The following is a 20,749-nucleotide window of genomic DNA, read 5'->3' as shown; positions in this document are numbered from 1 at the left end:
CGATGATGAAAATCAGAGATATGGTTTTTGTAGCACTTTTTACAGCAATTATGGCTGCTTTAGGCTTTGTTCCACCTATCTTTTTATCGTTTACACCAGTCCCAATTACTCTGCAGACATTGGGAGTTATGCTGTCTGGAAGTATATTAGGAGCTAGACTGGGAGGATTAAGTCAGTTAGTATTTTTACTCCTTGTAGCAGCAGGTGCACCAATCCTTTCTGGAGGCAGAGGCGGATTAAGTGTTTTAGTAGGACCAAGTGCAGGGTTTATTTTTAGTTATACAATCGCGGCTTTTATCATTGGCTGGGGGATTATGAAGTTCAGAAAACCGACATTCGCAAAGATTTTAACAGTAAACATTATTGGTGGAATAATCCTTGTTTATTGCGTCGGTATTCCGGTTCAAGCTCTTGTAATGAAAATCAAACTTATACAGGCGGCAAAGCTTGGACTTGTCTACATTCCAGGCGACATTGTAAAAGCAGTTCTTGCTTCCCTGTTGACGCTTAGTATAAGAAGGCGGCTGCCAAGAAGATTGCTTCCATATTCCATTGAAAAATAAATTGATAGGACGGGGAAAATCATGACCATTACAGATACATATTATTTACATGCTAAGCATTCACCAAATCGCATTGCCATCAAGACAAAGAATGAACTAATAACTTACGAGCAGTGGTTTCGGCTTGTTTCACTCACTTGCAGCTGGCTCCAAGCACAGCCTGCTAAAACAAAACGAATAGGCATTTTGTTGCCAAATGGTTTATCCTTTCTTCAAGTTTTTACTGGAGCTGCACATGCGGGATGGACTGCAGTTCCTCTCGATGTTAAATGGAGTCTATCAGAATTACAGGATAGAATTGAAATATGTAAGCCGGATATTATTATCATTTCCGATCAACGCTTTGAAAGTTTAGCCCAAACAAATCACCATGTTCTTCATATTGACGAGTTTCATGAGGCGCTTCATGAAGTCGTGCCCAATTTTACTCAGCCTGTGGTCAGCGAGGAAGAGCCTTTTTATATGGGCTTTACGTCCGGCTCAACAGGAAAACCGAAGGCATTTATTCGATCTCATCGTTCATGGGTTAAGAGCTTTGATTGCAACATAGTGGATTTTCATATGAAGGAAGAGGAACATGTTCTGGTGCCGGGAGCTCTTATTCACTCTCATTTTTTATACGGAGCTATCAGTACCCTATTTTTAGGAGGAACTGTACATCTTTTAGAAAGCTTTAATCCCTCGATGACGCTAAATATTTTAGAAAGCGAACCAATTTCGGTCTTGTATTCGGTTCCTACTATGGTAGAGGCTATATTAAAAGAGGAGAAAAGGATCACAAGACCATTCAAAATTTTTTCCTCCGGTGCAAAATGGGAAAAGGAATCAAAAGCAAAATTACAATTACTCTTTCCATCAGCAATGCTTTACGAATTTTACGGGGCGTCTGAATTAAGCTTTGTATCGGTTTTAACACAAAAAGACTTTAGCAGGAAATCAACTTCCGTTGGAAAACCGTGCCATAATGTAGAGATTAAGGTCGTAATAAATGAAGAAGAAGTTGCAGCGCCAAATGAGATCGGAAAAATATTCGTCAAAAGCGAGATGATTTTTATCGGTTATTTAACAAGTCCAGATGAAATGCCCCCACAAAGGACGGAGGAATGGATGTCAGTCGGGGATATGGGATATCTTGATGAAGATGGATTTTTATACATTATGGGAAGGGAAAATTCGATGATTCTTTATGGCGGGATTAATATTTTTCCCGAAGAAGTAGAATCCGTCCTCCATTCCCACTCTAAGGTTGAAGAAGTTGCAGTAATTGGGACACCGGATCCATATTGGGGAGAAATCGTAACAGCAGTAATTAAGGGAACAAGTGAACAACGCGAATTAAGGAGATATTGCAAGGGGAAATTAGCCAATTATAAAATTCCTCGTAAGTGGATCTTCGTCGATGAGTTGCCGCATACAACCGGCGGAAAAATTGCACGCGTAGAAGTAAGGAAAATGCTTGCCGATGGAGTCGTGAAGAAATGAGCAAAGCAGTCATCGTGAGAGCGAAACGAAGTGCGATTGGGAAAGAGAACGGCTATTTCAAAAACGTAGAGGTCCAACATTTATTAGCCCCCCTTCTAAAGCATTTGAGCGAAGGATTAGAAGAGCATTTGAACGATGTCATTATAGGCAATATTGTCGGTCCGGGCGGAAACATTGCTAGATTGTCCAGCTTACAAGCAGGTCTTCCAATCCAAGTACCCGGATTAACCATCGACAGACAATGCAGTGCGGGGTTGGAGGCGATTAGACTTGCTTGCTACCTTGTAGAGGCAGGGGCAGGTGATTGTTATATTGCGGGTGGAGTTGAAAGCGTTAGTACATCTCCTTTTGAAAAAAGAGCACGATTTTCCCCTGATGAAATCGGCGATCCCGATATGGGCGTGGCAGCGGAACATGTAGCAAATAAATACCAAATTACCCGTGAAGAGCAAGATGCATATGCAAGCCTAAGCTTTGAACGAACTTGGGAAGCATTTGAAAAAGGAATGTATAAACCAGAAATCCTTCCGATTGAAGGACATTTTATCGATGAAGTATTCATCCGAAAAAGAGATATGACACGTCTCTTATCTCGATCCGCTCCTATATTTGTAAAAAACGGTACTGTAACTGCAGCAAATAGCTGCAGCATCAATGATGGTGCATGTGCTGTGGTAGTGATGAGTGAGGATAAGGCGAGAAGTCTCACTTTACAACCTATATTGCGCTTTGTTGATAGTGAAGTAACTGGAGTGCATCCTTTTTATCCAGGAATTGCCCCTGTATTTGCAATTAGAAGTCTATTAGAAAAGAGAAATTTAGATATTCGTGATGTCGATTTATTTGAAATTAACGAGGCTTTCGCTTCAAAGGTCGTCGCTTGCGCAAAAGAACTTGATATACCCTATGAAAAATTGAATACAAGAGGAGGGAGTATTATAATAGGGCATCCCTATAGCGCCTCGGGGAGCATATTGATCACTCGTTTATTTTATGAAGTCCAGCGCAGGAAAGATTGCAGGTATGTAATAGCCGCCATTGGAAGTGGTGGAGGAATCGGCTTAGCTATGATGTTTGAGGTGATTTCTTAGCCCATCCTTAGCCTCCACAGCTTCGCTTTCTCATCTAGTTCTTTTACTAAAGCATCTTTTCCCAAAATATATTGGTCTATGTCTGCTGGAAATTGCTTAGCAAGTGACTGTTTGAGCTCACTATATAATATTGCATCCTCGGGATGTGCCGTTAAGTAATCCCGAAATTGTAAATGCCGTGCGATTTCCGGATTTCCCGTTTGATAAATATGGACATGATGCGTTCGGTTATCTCCTCCCTTGGAGAAATACCGTCTATTTGGAATACCGTTTTCTCCTTTAGGGTCATAGCCCAATTCGATCATTTCGACATTATACAAATCTACCTTTTCAATGGAATTAACTTCAACTAAAATATCAATCACCGGCTTAGCGGACATGCCGGGTATGGATGTACTGCCCATATGTTCAATTTCCACCACAATTTCATTCATGATCGTTTTTATTTTTCCAGCTTCTTGTTCAAATATTTGCGGCCATTGATGATTGTATGGGACCACCTCTACTTTGCGCATACAGTACTCCTTGATTTTTCATATATTTTCATTAAAGGCTCATTCCTTGATTTTAAGCTATTAATTATTTGATTTGTAACATCCTGTACCTTTAACACTTGTTCCTGTGTAATTCTTTCTTTAAGAAGAGCTTCCTGAAGCTCATCCTCATCCAAAATAAATATTTCGCCACTTGGTAAATAAACGACATCAAGATACGCATCCAAAAACCACGGACTATTGCGTTCCTTATCAAATCCTTGATCTAAACATAAATCATAATAATATTGAACAATTTCTTCACTGTTATTTTCAACAATGGTAAGGGTATATGAAAGATCTTCCTGAAAAACTTGAAACCACTTATACTCATTATCCGCTATGCAGTGCAGTTTTTCATATGTAACTAATAACGGCTCACGTACTTTATGAATACTTAAGCATGTGACAGTGCCTTGTTGCACTCTTTGTATCTGAAAATTTCTTTCCGTTACTCTTTTCCAATGAAGGCGATCCGCATATTTTTTCTCCATCATGCTCCTCCAAATAAATGAACCCCACGTGTTTCCAAAAAACCAATCGATTCTATTAAGGAGGTTTCATCAATTTGATAGACTTCCTGAACAAGCTTTAACCATTTGTTCCTATCTTTTAGTTGAATTTCTCTTATATTTCGATAGGTCATCACTTTAATGGTACGATCACGAAGAAAATAGCATTCATGCCCATTAAAACGGACCGCCGTGATGCGCCTCATCGTTGTATTGTGGTCATGGTCAAAATAAGAGGAATCAATATCTTCTGTAATATCTTCCTCTGTTAGAGGAATCCATTCAATTTCCTTACGAACAAATGATTTTCCATTAGAACGACGATCGATTTCGAAGCGATCCGATGTTCTCTTTTCGAAAATAATCTCTTCACCGAATCCATGGAGAACATGCCTCCTTTTCGAATCCAGCTCAACAGGCTTCATAATCGGCGAACCGTAGCCAACATCCACATAAAATTTTCGACCATCAATAGTCACCATAATAGCCACGTGCCCGGGTATTACCCTTACTAATGAGCATTCAAAGCCCAAAGAAGATAGAAGTCTCGAAAAATTGATATTCAATGTGTAGCACGTTCCGCCCCATCCTCTTTCCACCAGGTTTTCTACAAATGTCTCTAATGATGGAACAAAGTTCATTTTTTCTTGAAAGTAATGAAATTTACTAAAGGTTTCATAAGGAATCATGGATAAGTGATGATGAATTAATCGCTGTAAATAGTTTAACGACGGTGTTTCTCTTTCTATTTTTAAATATTTTAAGTATGTCAGAATTGTTTCCAAAGTTGATCCATCCTTCCTCATTAAAGGACCATTCTTGCTTTATTATTAAAAATTATATCATTTTGGTAATATTTTGTTATAAGAAATATAGCAATTAAACTAGATTTAATTATTTTGTATTAAAAATGAAAAGTAGAACTCTGAATGCGATCGTTCCTCTGCTTTTCTTGCTTCAACGGGCACGTTATGACTATTTAGTAACCATTTTTTTGCTGAGCCAACGAGAATAACCACCTCTGCGAAAAAATAAAAAGGGTTCACGTCATAGACGCAAACCTCGTTTGGATTACAACACCGTATTCAATGTTGATTTTAAGCTGCTATATATTGTTTCCCAGACAGAAGTATCTTGTGTAAATGCAGCTTGCAGCTTTGCGTATACTTCTTTTTGTTTTTCATCGAAGCTTGGATCTTCTTTTGGCGGTAACCCAGAGCGCATTTCTGTCACCATCTCTTGAACTTTCGGTGCGCGAGGGCCCCATTTTGCTACTTCTACACCCTTTTTATCAATAAAAATAAAAATTGGAATCGAACGAGCTGTTCCATTAGTTAAATATTGATCCATCAGTTCTAAATTTTGATCTCTTAATACCATATGTACATCAATATTTGTTGCTTCCGCAAGTCTTAAAAGAATTGGTGTATTTACCATTGCATCTCCGCACCAATCCTCTGTAATAACAATGGCTCTTAAACCTTTTTCACTGAGTGCTTTGAAAAAAGGCTCATCTTCCTTAGGCAGACGGAAGCCCTCATAAATAGATAATAAATTTTCTTTGTGCACCTTCATAGATTCGATATATTCCTTGGAGGTCATTCCTTTTTCAAACCATTCATTTAAACTAGTCATGTCGATCACTCCTTTTTTTCATTATAATAGACAATTGCAGAAATTTCACTTTTCATTTATAGACGAATTTAATTTGCTTTATTATATTGAATCATGTTTTGACTTTTCACTTTTAAATAATGCTCTTTACAGAAGTAACCAAGTAGCTTGTCACTTTTCCAGTCATAAACAGGTAATACAAAATCAATTCCCTCACCTGTTTTTCTCAAACAATATGCGCATGTTTGGGTAAAATTAAATTGACCTTTACACATTGTTTGTACTCACACCCTTAAATTTATTTACATCTTCTTTTTACCACTTGAAGATTAAAATTAACTTAGAAGTGCATGACTAATTTTCGACAAAATTCTGTTACTATTGGGATATTGTCGAAGTTCAGCGGTTTCCTTATCAACTTTTCTATACGTTAAACGAGGTAGATTCCTTGGAATCTACCTCGCATTATACCTATCGTTTATTCAATTCCTGCACCAATAATTTATTTACCATTGGCGGGTTCGCTTGACCTTTAGTTGCTTTCATTACTTGACCAACCAGGTAACCAACTGCTTTCGCTTTACCGTTCTTATAATCATCAATAGATTGCTGATTCGAATCTAAAATTTCCGTAATGATTTTCAAAAGGGCACCTTCGTCAGAGATTTGAACAAGTCCCTTTTCCTTTACGATTTGTGCTGGATCTCCACCGTTTTCCACCAGTTCCTTGAATACGGTCTTCGCAATTTTCGAAGAGATCGTTCCATTTTCAATAAGCTTAATCATACCTGCAAGACTTTCCGGTGTCAGTGGTATTTCATGAAGCTCTTTTTGCTCTGCGTTCAAATAAGCAGATAGTTCACCCATCATCCAGTTTGATGCTTGTTTTGCTTCACTTCCTGCTGCAACGGTCGCTTCGAAGAAATCAGCCATTTCCTTTGTCACCGTTAAAACACCCGCATCATAAGCAGGCAAACCAAGCTCTTCTACATAGCGCTTTTTGCGCTCGTCCGGAAGCTCTGGTATTTCTGCACGAACTCTATTTTTCCACTCTTCATCGATAAAAATTGGGACTAAGTCCGGCTCTGGGAAATAGCGATAATCGTCAGAACCCTCTTTAACTCGCATCAATAGAGTATGGCCCGTTGCTTCGTCAAAACGGCGTGTTTCTTGTTCAATCACACCGCCGGAACGAAGAACTTCCTCTTGGCGTTGTTGTTCAAACTCTAATCCTTTCCGAACAAAGTTGAAGGAGTTTAAGTTTTTCAATTCTGTTTTTGTTCCAAACTCCGCCTGTCCCTCTGGTCGTAAGGAAATATTCGCATCACAACGTAAAGAGCCTTCTTCCATCTTACAATCTGAAACACCAGTATATTGTATGATAGATTTCAACTTTTCCAGGTAGGCATATGCTTCATTCGGTGTGCGGATATCTGGTTCAGATACAATCTCAATTAATGGTGTTCCTTGTCGGTTATAATCTACAAGGGAATATCCATCACCAGTATGCATTAGCTTTCCTGCATCCTCTTCTAAATGAATGCGGGTAATACCAATTTTCTTTTTATACCCATCGACTTCAATTTCAATCCAACCATGCTCCCCGATTGGATGATCAAATTGGGAAATTTGGTATGCCTTTGGATTATCCGGATAAAAATAGTTTTTGCGATCAAATTTTGTTTCCGTTGCAATTTGGCAGTTTAACGCCATCGCAGCTTTCATACCAAATTCAATTGCACGTTTATTCAATACCGGTAAAACACCTGGATAACCAAGGTCAACAACCGTCGTATTTGTATTTGGCTCCGCACCAAAATGAGCTGGTGCTGAAGAAAAGATCTTTGAATTTGTTTTCAATTCCACATGGACTTCGAGTCCGATTACCGTTTCATAGTTCATTTTTTTCACCCCTTACAGCTGCGGTTTTTGTGTATGATAAGTCGTTGCTTGCTCAAAAGCATGGGCAACACGATAGACAGTGCTTTCATCAAAATGTTTTCCAATGATTTGCAAGCCCATTGGCAAGCCGTTCGCAAATCCGCATGGAATAGAAATTCCCGGAACACCGGCAAGATTCACAGGGATGGTTAATAAATCCTCTGCGTACATCGTTAAAGGATCATCAATTTTTTCCCCAATTTTAAAGGCAGGAGTTGGAGCTGTTGGTCCTATGATGACATCGTATTTTGCAAAAACATCATCAAAATCCTTTTTAATCAATGTACGAACCTGTTGTGCTTTTTTATAGTAAGCATCATAGTAGCCAGAGCTTAAAGCAAAGGTTCCAAGCATAATCCGGCGTTTTACTTCCTCCCCAAAGCCTTCAGAACGCGTCTTTTTATAAAGCTCCATTAAGTTCTCGGCATTTGGAGTTCGGTATCCGTAACGCACCCCGTCAAAACGAGACAAGTTAGAAGATGCTTCGGATGAAGATAAAAGGTAATATGCTGCTACTCCATATTTAGAATGAGGCAGGGATACTTCTTCCCATGTTGCCCCAAGGCCTTCAAGAACCTTTAAAGAAGCCAGCACAGATTCCCGAACCTCTGGGCTTACTCCCTCATTTAAATACTCCTTCGGTACCGCGATTTTCAACCCTTTTACATCACCAGTAAGAGCTTGAAGGTAATTTGGCACCTCTACATTTGCAGATGTAGCATCATGCGGATCAACACCAGAAATGGCTTGTAAAAGATATGCATTGTCTTCCACTGTTCTCGTAATAGGTCCAATTTGATCAAATGATGATGCAAAGGCAACAAGACCAAAACGTGAAACACGTCCGTATGTAGGCTTTAATCCTACTACCCCACAAAAAGCTGCCGGCTGGCGAATGGATCCCCCAGTATCAGACCCTAATGAAAATGGAACCTCACCCGCAGCAACCGCCGCCGCCGAACCACCGGAGGAGCCACCTGGTACTGCATCTAAATTCCATGGATTAAATGTTTTATGGAAGCCCGAGTTTTCTGTTGACGACCCCATTGCAAACTCGTCCATATTCAATTTTCCAATCGTAATAGTTCCGCTTTTATGTAACTTACCTATAACAGTCGCATCATAAATAGGATCGAAGTTTTCAAGAATTTTACTCGCACAGGTTGTGCGCAATCCCTTCGTGACAATATTGTCTTTAATACCAATCGGCAATCCAAATAGTGGATGGTTGGATTCTTCTGTACCAATTTTGTCATCTAATTGTTTCGCTTTTTCTCGTGCATTTTCCTCATCTAATGTTAAAAATGCTTGGACCTTTTCTTCTACTTCCCCAATTCGTTTAAACGATTCATCTACCAATTCGGAGATTTTGACTTCTTTTTTATGTATAAATTCATGCAGCTCAGAAATCTTATGTTCAAAAAGAGACACACTATTCCCCTCCTTATTCAATTATAGATGGCACTCGTATTTGACCATCCTTATGATCCGGTGCATTCTTCAATACTTCCTCGCGCGGCAAACCTTCTTCTGCCACATCTTCGCGCATTACGTTTTGAATATTTAATACGTGAGAGGTTGGTTTGATATTCGATGTATCCACTTCATTCAGCAATTCTGCCAGATTAATAATATCATCTAATTGCTTTGTGAATTTTTCTGCTTCCTGATCATTTATCTCCAGTCGCGCTAAATTTGCAACATGATAAACCTGTTCCTTTGAAATCCTTGACATCGTGGCGTCACCTCGCGATAATAATTTAATTTGCTTTAAAAAGATAAAATTTCACAATATGGATAACCTTTTATAAAAGCTGTCTATGTCTAGCTACAGCGCCTATCGGCTAGCGGATTTCTACGTCTCCTCCCTACGGTAAGTCAACATCTACTCTTCCCTCGCCGTGTTTCCTAAATCTTGCGTCGAAGACTACGAAATCCGTACGCTAGAACTACGGCGCTTCCGCTTTTGTACTGATAATAGCAGAATCGTGCGCAAATAGGCAAGGACAAGTCTTTTCGACTTGTCCCTTCTACCCTTAACTATTTTCTAATTTTACCTTCGTCTTAATTGTTTTTATCGGGAGCAATGTCCCTATTAAAGCAAGTGTTGCACAGCCAATGAAAATACCGATTAACCCTTTTATCGCAATGGCGGAAATAATTCCAAAAACAATCAAATCACAAACTGAATCTAAGATTGAAAGCAAAGATATCGTTGTTGCCCTTACCTCGGACGGAATAATATCGTTACTTAACTGTGAATAAATAGGGTATCTGACCGCGCGAACCAATTTTAAAATAAAGAATGCTCCCAAAACAATCCAAAGTGTTTGACCGTATATTGCAGATAATAATAGACCAACTACTGCTAACGCTCCAGTAATATTCAGCAATAGGATTCTGGAAAATCGCTCACAAAGCCAACCAACAGAATTAGAGGCAAAATAGCCAACAATCGCAGCAATCGCGTACACAATTCCGATTAGATATACCGGTAAGCCAGCGTGCGTAAACAATGGCTGATTGAAATTCTCATACACTGCACTTGCTGGAATAAACACCAACGTCACATTTAAAAACATGCTTAACAGCTGGGGGGCTTCTTTAATTACTTTTAAACCTTCCGTTACTTGTTGAAAAGGGTTTTCTCTGTATGCCGTAAAAGAGCTCGGATTCTTAATCCAAAATAGTAAAAACAGCTGAATGGTATAGAAGACAATGCCTAAAGCTATTAAAAGCTGGAACTGGGCTTCTTTTAAATCCTTGGCAATATATGCTCCGAAAAGGACAGCCATCATTGCGGAAATAAATCCTGCAGACTGAATTTTCCCCATTGCACGATCCATTAAATGCTGTTCATCACTTTCCTTTAAGGATTCATAAATCAACGCCTCATCTGCTCCCGAAAAGAAAGTAACAGAAAAGCCATTTAACGCACTATATAAAAAGAAAACCCATGGCTCATGTGCAAAAAACAATAAACTATAGCTTGCAATGTTAATTAGCGCACCAGTTAAAAAGGACTTCTTTGCCCCGAAGCGATCCGCAAAAACACCGGAAGGCACTTCACCGAGCATAACAGCCCCGCTCCAGCACATTAACACAATCAAAATCTCTTTTTCACTAAGCCCTCTTTCCATATAAAAAAGCGTCAATACAGGCTGTAAAAAACTCATTGTTGAAAAGAACTGAGCCCAAAATAAAACCTTTATATTATGCTTTGCAATTGTATTCTTTTTCATTATTTTCTCCCACTTCAATCAAAATTTGTTTGTTTTTGATGAAGAAGAAGCAGGAGTGTTTATTATTCAATTAAAAATGATTCACTCCCGCTTCTTGATTTAGTAATCTTGTTTGATTTTTTGACATTTACTTTTCCTCCTCGAATATTGTTAGAAATATTATAACAAATTAAAATACGTCGGCAATTAAATATTTTCTATTAAATAGTTTTATAATTTTTTCTTATTGTAATATCATACTTGTAAACGATTTCTATAGGTTCTATGCAAAATTTAGGGGTTGAAAAACTATTAGAAAATAATATAATGACTATATTACAATTAATTCTGATTTTTATAACATCAATGACGAGAAGAGTAGTACGTATGTCTTGCACTAAAGAGAGTCGGCGGGTGGTGAAAGCCGATGTCAGGATACGGGTGAAAATCATCTCTGAGATGCAAAGCTGAAAAATACAAATGCGCAAGCCGATAGGCGCTGCTGCTAGATGTGGACAATATTTTTTAAAGGGTTACCCCTCGGTCTAAATTCTATTGTTCACCAAACACCAAAGTAAGCTTTTGCCGGAAAAGTCCACCGTTAACATGGACCGCGTATGATAGTACGTTGATCGAGAGCCGTATAGGTTTTTGCCTATTTCGGAAGTAGGGTGGTAACGCGAGCTAGCTCGTCCCTTCATTGGGGGCGGGCTTTTTTATTTTCCACTCTGGGAAGTATGCTATTTGCAATAACATATTGAAATCAGAGCAATTCTTGTAAACATCATAGAGAACAGGAGAGATATTATGAACAAGAAGGATACTTTTTTCGTAGGACTAATGCTTTTTTCGATGTTTTTCGGAGCTGGTAATCTTATCTTCCCACCGTATTTAGGAATGGGGGCAGGAACATCCTTTTGGCCCGCTATTATTGGCTTCATTCTAACTGGAGTAGGATTGCCGCTTATTGTTCTGATTGCAATCGCAAGAGTCAAGGATGGTGTGAATACGCTAGGCAGTCGCGTCCATCCGTGGTTCGGGGTCATTTTTACCATTGTAGTTTATTTATCCATCGGGCCTTTCTTCGGCATCCCCCGAAATGCCAATGTGGCATTTGAAATGGGTATTAAACCCTTTATTGGAAGTGTATCTTTAAACCAATCTATTCTTTTATTCGGATTTACCTTTGTATTCTTTTTATTAGTCTATTTACTAAGCTTAAATCCAACCAAAGTGGTAGATTACATGGGACGTATTATTACCCCTGTTCTTTTAGTATCCATCGTTGTCCTTTGTGTAACTGGATTCGTAAAACTTAATCAGCCATTAAAGGCACCGACTGAAAATTATCAATCTGCTTCGTTATTTAAAGGATTTATAGATGGCTATTCTACGATGGATGCACTGGCAGCACTTGCGTTTGGAATTGTTATTTTAACCACTTTAAAACAAAAAGGAGTACAGGATAAAAGGAAATTAACCCAATATACGATTAAAGCCGGTTTTGTTGCTGGAATAGCTCTCGCCCTAGTCTATGTTACGATTGGCTTTCTGGGGGCAAAAATGGCAGGCTACGGAACGTTTGATAATGGTACTGCTATTTTATCAAAGGCTTCTACCATTCTATTAGGCAATGCCGGTAAAGTTCTACTTGGCGGTATTTTCACCCTTGCCTGCTTTACCACTTGTGTAGGATTAACCATTGCATGCGGACAGTATTTTTCCAAAATTGTATCTAAAGTCAGTTACCGAGTTGTCGTTACCCTTACTACACTAGTAAGCTTCCTGATAGCAAATCTAGGATTAAACGAAATCATTTCTGTGTCCGTTCCATTTCTTGTCATGGCTTACCCGTTAACGATCGTACTTGTTACTTTGGCATTCTTCCATCGTTTCTTTGGAGGGTCTCGTAAAGTTTATGCAGGCGCCATGCTTCTAACTGGGATTGTAAGCGTGAATGATGGACTACAAATGTTTGGCCTAAAATGGAGCCTTATTGAATCATTTTTTGGGCATTTTCCTTTAGCATCTGTGGGACTAGGCTGGGTTATTCCCGCGATTGCAGGAGGAGTGGCAGGATTTATAGTGGAAAAAGTAAGTCGACCATCATCTACACCGGAAAAAGTTAAGACCAATGAAATGTGAGTACTAAGTAATAATAAGATGGACGCCTCTTTTTTAAGAGGCTGTTTTTGTACACATTGTTGCTTTTCGTTCATTGTGCAAAATACTAAAACGGTATAGTTTCCGACATCCTTACTTAATATTGCATCCATTAAAAATTAATTGGGATTTTCATAAAAAACACACCAATGTTTAAGAAAAGGGCCTTTTAAAAAGAAGGTTCTTTCCTTAATTACCCCTTAAATAAAATAAAAGAAAAGAAACAGCTCCTAAAAATCAGTAAGCTGTTTAAAAATGATTATTGTTCTCTCCATTGATAGATTCCATGTCCGGCTTTTGTGATTTCGGAATATTTGTCCATTAAATTTTTTAATAAAACGGTTGTGTTTTTAACATTTAAGGAATGTTCACTTAAGAGCTCTTTAATTTCCGAGCTTCTTAGCTTTCTTTTTAATTTTAAATGAGACAAAATAAGGTAATCCTTATAATTCGACTTTTCTTTACTTGGCGGTTTATTTAAAATTTCCGCTGCAGTTACCCTTTTCTTAAGCACTTTTGAGGAGAAGTTGATTTTCGTTGCTGCAACCTCCTCTTGAACCATAGAGGCATCTTGTTTTTGTCCATTTATATTAGATAACGAACCTTGACCGCTTATACTTCTTTTTATTTCTTCAATTCTAGAGAAGATGTCGTCGTCATTCTTGTTCATCTTTAATTCCAATTGAGGTTCCTTGTCTTTTGAAAAAATATTATTCATTTTTTCGTTTTCCTGAAAATTTGAGACTGTTTTTTCCTGAGAATCTAATTCTCGCAACCGATTAAATAATCTTTCATATTCCGCACGAATAGCCTGTGAATCCTCTTGCAACTGGAGCATTCGTAATTGAATCGCCTTTCTCTCATTCCAGTCATTCTCTAAATTCAAATAGTCCACCTCTTTTCAATTTCTGTATTTTATCTCCTATTTTACAAGGATTAGTTTCCTATTGCTAGAAAATATTAAAAAATTATGTATATTTACTCTCTTAACTATTTTGCATGTTTAAAAGAAAAAATTCATCCTGCTAAAGGATGAATTTTTTAAGATTATAGACTTGAAAACTGTTCTTCCTCGGTTGACCCTTTTAGTGCCGTTGTGGAAGACTCTCCTCCAGAAATTATGATGGACACTTCATCGAAATATCCGGTACCCACTTCTCTTTGATGACGCGTCGCAGTGTACCCGAATCGTTCATTAGAGAATTCCGCTTGTTGAAGCTCCGAATATGCCGACATCCCTCTTTCTTTATATCCTTTCGCAAGTTCGAACATGCTATTGTTCAAGGCATGGAATCCTGCTAAAGTGACAAATTGGAATTTGTAGCCCATTTTTCCGAGTTCTGTTTGGAAAGATGCAATCGTTTCTTCGCTTAATTTCTTTTTCCAGTTGAAAGACGGTGAACAATTATAGGCTAATAGTTTTTCTGGAAACTTTTCATGAATTGCCTCCGCAAATCGCTTCGCTTCTGCAAGGTTCGGCTCCGATGTTTCACACCAAATAAGATCCGCATAAGGGGCGTAAGCTAATCCCCTGGAAATCGCTTGGTCAATCCCTGCCCTTGTACGGTAAAAACCTTCAGGTGTTCTTTCACCAGTAATAAAGCGTGCGTCATATGGGTCCACATCACTCGTAATTAAGTCGGCGGCATTTGCATCTGTCCGTGCAATTAATACCGTTGGAACACCCATCACATCTGCAGCAAGGCGAGCAGAAATTAGGTTTCGAATGGCTGTTTGTGTCGGAAGTAAAACCTTTCCGCCTAGATGACCGCATTTCTTCTCAGAGGAAAGTTGGTCCTCAAAATGAACCCCTGCTGCACCCGCTTCAATCATCGCTTTCATTAATTCAAACACATTTAACTGACCGCCAAATCCTGCTTCCGCATCGGCAACAATCGGGACAAACCAATCCATTTTCGTGTTGCCCTCTACGTGCTCAATTTGATCTGCACGTTGCAGCGCCTGATTGATCCGCTTTACCACATGTGGGACGCTATTTGCTGGATATAGACTTTGATCCGGATACATATGACCTGCTAAGTTTGCATCAGCTGCCACCTGCCAGCCGCTAAGATAAATTGCTTTAAGCCCAGCCTTTACCTGCTGAACCGCCTGATTACCCGTTAAAGCGCCTAGTGCAGGAACATAATCCTCCGTATGCAGTATTTCCCACAGTTTTTCCGAACCGCGCCGTGCCAAAGTATACTCAATATCGATGGAGCCCCTTAACTTAATGACCTCTTCAGCACTATAAGTTCTAGTAACACCCTTCCATCTCTCTGCTAATTCCCATTCGTTTTGCAGCTTCATTACTCTCTCTTTCATTCTTAACCATCCTCCTCACAAAATCTCGTAACCTGGTAATGTTAAAAACTCTATAAAATTCCCATCCTGGATTAGCCTATCAAATAAATGCACAGCTTCTTCATATCGTCTAGTTCTATACTCTTTTTCACCAACAACACAGTGAATTTTTTCTAACTCTTCTGCTTTTAATTCCTGATACATTTCCATCGTTATTTTCCGTCCATCCTCTAAAACACCTTTCGGATGACGTATCCATTGCCAAACTTGTGCTCGGGAAATTTCTGCTGTTGCCGCATCCTCCATTAAATGGTCAAGAGGTGCCGCGCCCTTTCCACTCAACCATGATTCGATATATCGAATTCCGACACTTATGTTTTGCCTTACTCCCTCCTCTGTAATGACTCCACCAGGAATTTCTAATAAATCAGATTCTTTGATTTGAATATGCTGCTGTTTCGATGTATGGATCTGGTTTGGTGTCGGCATTTCGCGATTGAAGACTTCCATTGCAATAGGTACTAGCCCCGGATGTGCCACCCAAGTTCCGTCGTGACCGTCGCGTGCTTCTCTTTCTTTATCCGCTCTTACCTTTGCAAATGCTTCCTCATTTTTCCTCTGATCATTTTTCACCGGAATTTGCGCTGCCATTCCGCCAATAGCAGGTGCTTTCCTGCGATGACAGGTTTGAATGGTTAATAGTGAATACGACCTCATAAACGGAACGGTCATGGTTACAAAATATCGATCCGGTAAAATCACATTTTCATGATTCCGCAGTCTCTTGATAAAACTGAAAATATAGTCCCAACGCCCGCAATTTAAACCCGCTGAATGATCCTTCAATTCATATAAAATCTCATCCATTTCAAATGCAGCCATAATGGTTTCAATTAATACAGTCGCTTTAATCGTTCCTTTTGGAATTCCAATATATTTTTGCGAAAAGGAGAAAATATCATTCCAAAGCCTTGCTTCGAGGTGACCTTCCAGTTTTGGTAAATAAAAATATGGCCCCGTTCCATTTTGTGTCAGACGGGCAGCATTATGAAAAAAATATAAACCAAAGTCAAAAAGACTTGCGGAAATCGGCTTTCCATCGATTAGCACATGTTTTTCCTCCAGATGCCATCCGCGCGGTCGAACTACTAATACAGCTATTTTCTTATTCAATTCATATTTTTTCCCATTTTGACCTTCATAGGATATCGTCTTATTTACAGCATCATTTAAATTAATTTGTCCTTCAACTACATTGTCCCAAGTAGGTGATGTTGCATCTTCAAAGCATGCCATGAATACATTCGCTCCGGAGTTTAGTGCATTAATAACCATTTTACGGTCAACAGGGCCGGTAATTTCCACGCGGCGATCTCGCAAATCATCTGGCAATGGCGAAATTGTCCATTCCCCCTCACGAATATGCTTTGTTTCCGGCAAAAAGTGAGGAAGGGTTCCTTGATCGATTTCCTTTTGTCTTTGTATTCTGTACTGTAACAGTCTCCTTCTTTTTTCACCAAAATGTCTTTCAAGCTGTTCAATAAAATGCAATGCTGCCGGAGTAAGTATTTGTTCAAACCCAGGCTTCATTTGCCCTATTACTGTTATTCCGCTTGTTTGTGTGCTCATTTCATCACCTCTTACATGTTATAATACAGACTATTAAACTTAAATGTATTATATAACAGAAAATCAAAAAAGGAACCTTTATTTCTATATTTTCGCTCGTGTTCTTTCGACATTTATCGAGATTACTAAACGGCCAAGTTCCTTTACAATTGATAAGCGAAACTGCTCGCTTAATTTAACATTCCATCACAGTAAATCCCCCCTGATTTAGGCACAAATCCCTCTTGATTCCCTTTCAACACACAATGTTTTCCCTAGACAATAATAAAAGCTGCCGACAATTTATTGTCAGCAGCTTTCTTACTAATCGTAAATATGAACAAATGGTTCTTTCTCACCCGGTTCTCGGACAATAAGTGCTTTTGGACCATTTACGGAAGTTACACTAATCTCTAAAGATATATGATCTGGAAAGTCACTTACTATTCCAGCAACATACTGGGTAAAGCCAACTACTTCAGATTGTCCGTAAAACTGCATCGGGATTTCGATGTTTAATTTCGTTAATTGCCCATCTTCATACAGTCCACGGCCAACTACACCATTATAATTTGGAAAGTATTTTTCCACATCGTCTTTAAAATTACTAAATGATTGAGAGTCATCACGATAATCCTTCGTCGCTTGATCTGATGGAAACAAGTAATACTTTTCATTTACCGTTTTCCAATTATCGATAGATGTGCTTCCATTAGATACCGTTGTATAGGCAAAAAAGTTCCCAGGAACGACAGAATCTGTTCCCTTTTGCTCATATAGAGCAATTGTAATTGGTACATTTTTCAATCCACTAATATTGCGAAGCCTTTTAATTACTTCCTGAGCAATACTTTTTCCATGACTCGCTACTTGCGCATGGCTAATCGTTTTATCATAAGTAGCACCATATTGCTGTTTTTGATAATAGTAGACAGAATTCAAGGCAAGTCCAATTACTACTCCACCAAGCTTAACTGTATTTTTATTACTCTTAATTAAATAATCCTGTTCTAAAATATGTGCTAAGTAAATTGGTGTACTTGCAGCATCCTTGCCGCTTGCAACTGGATTTAATCCAAGATTATCGGCCGGCTTTAATTTTTGCGCTTTTAATTGACTAGCTGTATATTTCCGATTAAGCCAAGAAACAACTGTATTCTTATCTAAATATTGGCCTTCCTGAAACAAATAATCATTTGGTGAATATTGTTTCTGAGCCACACGCATTAGACCTGTTTCAAACTCATCTATATCATAGCGAGTATTTAAATTGCTTACCGTTAGTCCTCTTGATTTACTTGGCTTAAATGGAAGAATAGTTCGGTAATATTGATTGGAAATTTGATAATTTGGAACTATCGCTGTTTCCTTTTTATCGTTTTTCTTTTGTACAATTTGATCCTGCTTACTAAAATGGGGCGCACAACCCGCCGTTAAAATGACAGTTAGGAGCACCGGTAACCACTTTTTCATGAAAATGCCACCTTTATTTCATAAATAAGTGCCCGTTCACACTTATTTTCTATTTTGCAAAGTAGTATAAAACTATTTAGAAATCCGCTAGCCATAGGCGCTATTGAAATGGAAGTGCAAATTTCACCTAGAGCTAGACATAGACTTAACTTGTTAAATATCTTATATGATTAAAAATTTTATACTTTCTTATCCTCTTATTAAGACTACTTTAGCATAAGAAATGTTTCAACTCACTGCCCAAATTCTTGCAGCATTTTTTCTTCGTCCCAAATTTCTATACCAAGTTCCTCTGCCTTCGCTAATTTTGACCCGGCATCAACGCCTGCGATAACAATATCCGTTTTCTTGCTGACACTTCCAGTAACACTGGCACCCAGGGCTTCAAGCTTTTCCTTCGCTTCATTACGGTTCATCTTTTCCAGTTTTCCGGTTAATACGACCGTTTTTCCCGCTAAACTGGAATCAATATTTTTAGCATCAACTGGTTTTGGCCCTAGATAGGTCATATTTAAACCAGCAGCCTTTAATTCATCTATTAATTCACGAGCATCCTCGTTTTCAAAATACGTGTAGATGGAGTCAGCCATTTTTTCTCCGATATCCTGAACACCTGTCAGTTCTTCCTTGGTTGCAGACATTAATTGATCCAACGTATCAAAACGCTGGGCCAGTGTTTTAGCAGCTTTTGCTCCAACATGGCGAATCCCCAATCCAAATAACAGTCTTTCCAATGAATTTTCTTTGGACTTTTCAATCGCATCAAGTAGGTTTGTAACGGATTTCTCTCCCATTCTTTCTAATGCAAGGAGCTGATCCTTTTGTAAACCATAAATATCTGCCACGTCCTGAATTAATTCATGGCTAAATAACTGACTAATAACCTTTTCCCCTAATCCATCTATGTTCATTGCATCTCGTGAAACAAAATGAATTAGGCCTTCCCGGATTTGAGCAGGACACTTCGGATTAATGCAGCGTAATGCCACTTCTCCTTCTAAACGCACTAACTCACTTTCACATTCCGGACAATGTGTTGGCATAGAAAACTGCCTTTCCTCACCTGTTCTGCGTTCTGCTAGAACATTCACTACTTCAGGGATGATATCGCCTGCTTTTTTGACCACAACATGATCGCCGAGCATGATATCTTTTTCACGAATTAAATCTTCATTATGAAGAGATGCGCGTTTTACCGTTGTTCCTGCTACTTTCACTGGCTCAAGAATCGCTGTTGGTGTAATAACACCGGTTCTTCCCACACTTAATTCTATATCGAGCAGCTTTGTTACTACTTCTTCAGCTGGGAATTTGTAGGCAATTGCCCATCTCGGACTTTTTGCAGTAGTTCCAAGCTCTTGCTGCTGTTCTAGAGAGTTTACTTTGATAACAATTCCATCAATTTCATACGGAAGATTAGGACGCCTTTCTGTCCACTTTTTCACATATTCGATGACCTCATCAATATTGGAACACTTTTCTCGTTCTTTATTCACTTTGAACCCAAGCTTCTCCAAAAGATCCAACCCATTGCTATGAGTTGTCACACCTGTTTCTGTGAAATCGCCAATTGCATATAAGAAAATATCTAAATTTCTTGATGCTGCTATTTTCGGATCAAGTTGCCTTAAAGAACCTGCTGCTGCATTTCTTGGGTTTGCAAATGGCTCTTCTCCGTTCTCTTCCTTTTGTCGATTTAAATTTTCAAAGGATTTCTTTGGCATATATGCCTCACCACGAACTTCAATCGACATTGGTTCATGAAGACGGAGAGGAATCGAGCGTATCGTTCTAAGATTGGAAGTAATATCCTCTCCTATCGTTCCATCGCCCCTTGTAGACCCTTGACGAAATAAGCCTTGTTCATACCTAAGAGAAATAGCCAGCCCATCGATTTTCAATTCACATACATACTCCACATCGTCCCCAACGGTTTGTTTTACACGGCGGTCAAAGTCACGGAGATCCCCCTCATTAAAGGCATTTCCAAGACTTAGCATCGGGATTTGATGTACTACCTTATCAAAGGCGGAAAGAATCTCACCACCTACCCGCTGTGAAGGCGAATCAGGAGTTACTAAATCAGGGAACGCTTTTTCAATTTCAAGCAGTTCTCTCATAAGACGATCATATTCCGCATCAGGAACTGATGGGTTGTCCAACACATGATACTCATAATTATATTGAGTTAAGAGACGATGAAGTTCCTTTACCTGCTGCTCCGCAGTTTGTTTATCCATAGCT

General features: G+C 38.9%; 17 protein-coding genes and 1 other annotated feature. Of the genes, 4 read left to right on the top strand and 13 right to left on the bottom strand.

What is annotated here, in order from left to right; genetic code table 11:
* The first annotated feature begins 5 nt into the window (after positions 1-5).
* Genes AN964_RS21020 through AN964_RS21010 form a run of 3 tightly spaced genes read left to right on the top strand, consistent with a single transcriptional unit; the run spans position 6 to position 3,136 of the window.
* A complete protein-coding gene (locus AN964_RS21020) occupies positions 6-563 on the top strand; it encodes a biotin transporter BioY (RefSeq protein WP_055741756.1) in 558 nt (185 codons plus the stop codon).
* A gap of 21 nt (positions 564-584) precedes the next feature.
* Positions 585-2,045 carry an AMP-binding protein gene (locus AN964_RS21015; protein ID WP_055741755.1) on the top strand — a complete coding sequence of 487 codons (1,461 nt, stop codon included), beginning with the start codon at positions 585-587 and terminating at the stop codon, positions 2,043-2,045.
* Positions 2,042-3,136, top strand: a complete 1,095-nt coding sequence (locus AN964_RS21010; RefSeq protein WP_055741754.1) for an acetyl-CoA C-acyltransferase — start codon at positions 2,042-2,044, stop codon at positions 3,134-3,136. Before AN964_RS21015 ends, AN964_RS21010 begins: the two co-directional genes overlap by 4 nt.
* Here the strand turns inward: AN964_RS21010 and AN964_RS21005 are convergent.
* From AN964_RS21005 to AN964_RS20965, 8 genes are all read right to left on the bottom strand, one after another.
* On the bottom strand, positions 3,133-3,651 hold the full coding sequence (locus tag AN964_RS21005; protein WP_055741753.1) for a GrpB family protein: 519 nt from the start codon (positions 3,649-3,651) through the stop codon (positions 3,133-3,135). The two genes, AN964_RS21010 and AN964_RS21005, sit on opposite strands and share 4 nt — an antisense overlap.
* Positions 3,639-4,163 carry a DUF402 domain-containing protein gene (locus AN964_RS21000; RefSeq protein WP_055741752.1) on the bottom strand — a complete coding sequence of 175 codons (525 nt, stop codon included), beginning with the start codon at positions 4,161-4,163 and terminating at the stop codon, positions 3,639-3,641. The genes AN964_RS21005 and AN964_RS21000 overlap by 13 nt, the downstream gene beginning before the upstream one ends.
* The gene (locus AN964_RS20995; protein ID WP_235950744.1) at positions 4,163-4,966 is read right to left on the bottom strand and encodes an arylamine N-acetyltransferase; all 804 of its coding nucleotides are present in this window, start codon (positions 4,964-4,966) and stop codon (positions 4,163-4,165) included. The genes AN964_RS21000 and AN964_RS20995 overlap by 1 nt, the downstream gene beginning before the upstream one ends.
* 286 nt (positions 4,967-5,252) lie before the next feature.
* A complete protein-coding gene (locus tag AN964_RS20990) occupies positions 5,253-5,816 on the bottom strand; it encodes a thioredoxin family protein (RefSeq protein WP_055741750.1) in 564 nt (187 codons plus the stop codon).
* A 450-nt stretch (positions 5,817-6,266) separates the two neighbouring features.
* On the bottom strand, positions 6,267-7,697 hold the full coding sequence (gene gatB, locus AN964_RS20980; RefSeq protein ID WP_055741748.1) for an Asp-tRNA(Asn)/Glu-tRNA(Gln) amidotransferase subunit GatB: 1,431 nt from the start codon (positions 7,695-7,697) through the stop codon (positions 6,267-6,269).
* 12 nt (positions 7,698-7,709) lie between these two features.
* Entirely contained in the window at positions 7,710-9,167 is a 1,458-nt protein-coding gene (gatA, locus tag AN964_RS20975) for an Asp-tRNA(Asn)/Glu-tRNA(Gln) amidotransferase subunit GatA (protein ID WP_055741747.1), read from the bottom strand.
* A 13-nt stretch (positions 9,168-9,180) separates the two neighbouring features.
* Positions 9,181-9,471 (bottom strand): Asp-tRNA(Asn)/Glu-tRNA(Gln) amidotransferase subunit GatC, encoded by a 291-nt coding sequence (gene gatC, locus AN964_RS20970; protein ID WP_055741746.1) that lies wholly within the window; start codon positions 9,469-9,471, stop codon positions 9,181-9,183.
* 301 nt (positions 9,472-9,772) lie between these two features.
* On the bottom strand, positions 9,773-10,978 hold the full coding sequence (locus tag AN964_RS20965; RefSeq protein ID WP_055741745.1) for an MFS transporter: 1,206 nt from the start codon (positions 10,976-10,978) through the stop codon (positions 9,773-9,775).
* A 336-nt stretch (positions 10,979-11,314) separates the two neighbouring features.
* Positions 11,315-11,657: a binding site (T-box leader), on the top strand.
* Between the two features lie 107 nt (positions 11,658-11,764).
* Between AN964_RS20965 and brnQ the strand changes: the two genes are divergently transcribed.
* Positions 11,765-13,102 carry a branched-chain amino acid transport system II carrier protein gene (brnQ, locus tag AN964_RS20960; RefSeq protein ID WP_055741744.1) on the top strand — a complete coding sequence of 446 codons (1,338 nt, stop codon included), beginning with the start codon at positions 11,765-11,767 and terminating at the stop codon, positions 13,100-13,102.
* A 277-nt stretch (positions 13,103-13,379) separates the two neighbouring features.
* On the opposite strand, the gene AN964_RS20955 is transcribed toward brnQ, so the two are convergent.
* The 5 genes from AN964_RS20955 to ligA all read right to left on the bottom strand — a co-directional run bounded on the left by AN964_RS20955 (position 13,380) and on the right by ligA (position 20,745).
* Positions 13,380-14,006 (bottom strand): Rok-like winged helix domain-containing protein, encoded by a 627-nt coding sequence (locus AN964_RS20955; RefSeq protein WP_055741743.1) that lies wholly within the window; start codon positions 14,004-14,006, stop codon positions 13,380-13,382.
* Positions 14,007-14,167: 161 nt separating this feature from the next.
* Positions 14,168-15,445, bottom strand: coding sequence for an isocitrate lyase (gene aceA / locus AN964_RS20950; protein ID WP_055741742.1), 1,278 nt, complete (start codon positions 15,443-15,445; stop codon positions 14,168-14,170).
* A 15-nt stretch (positions 15,446-15,460) separates the two neighbouring features.
* Complete coding sequence (gene aceB / locus AN964_RS20945; RefSeq protein WP_055741741.1) at positions 15,461-17,053, bottom strand: malate synthase A; 1,593 nt, start codon at positions 17,051-17,053, stop codon at positions 15,461-15,463.
* A gap of 303 nt (positions 17,054-17,356) precedes the next feature.
* Positions 17,357-18,505 (bottom strand): CamS family sex pheromone protein, encoded by a 1,149-nt coding sequence (locus AN964_RS20940; RefSeq protein ID WP_055741740.1) that lies wholly within the window; start codon positions 18,503-18,505, stop codon positions 17,357-17,359.
* A gap of 233 nt (positions 18,506-18,738) precedes the next feature.
* The gene (ligA, locus tag AN964_RS20935; RefSeq protein ID WP_055741739.1) at positions 18,739-20,745 is read right to left on the bottom strand and encodes an NAD-dependent DNA ligase LigA; all 2,007 of its coding nucleotides are present in this window, start codon (positions 20,743-20,745) and stop codon (positions 18,739-18,741) included.
* Between the last annotated feature and the right edge of the window lie 4 nt (positions 20,746-20,749).

Source organism: Heyndrickxia shackletonii (genome assembly GCF_001420715.1).
Classification (GTDB): domain Bacteria; phylum Bacillota; class Bacilli; order Bacillales; family Bacillaceae_C; genus Margalitia; species Margalitia shackletonii.
The sequence above is the reverse complement of the archived record's forward strand: the minus strand, read 5'-3'. Positions and strand labels throughout refer to the sequence as shown.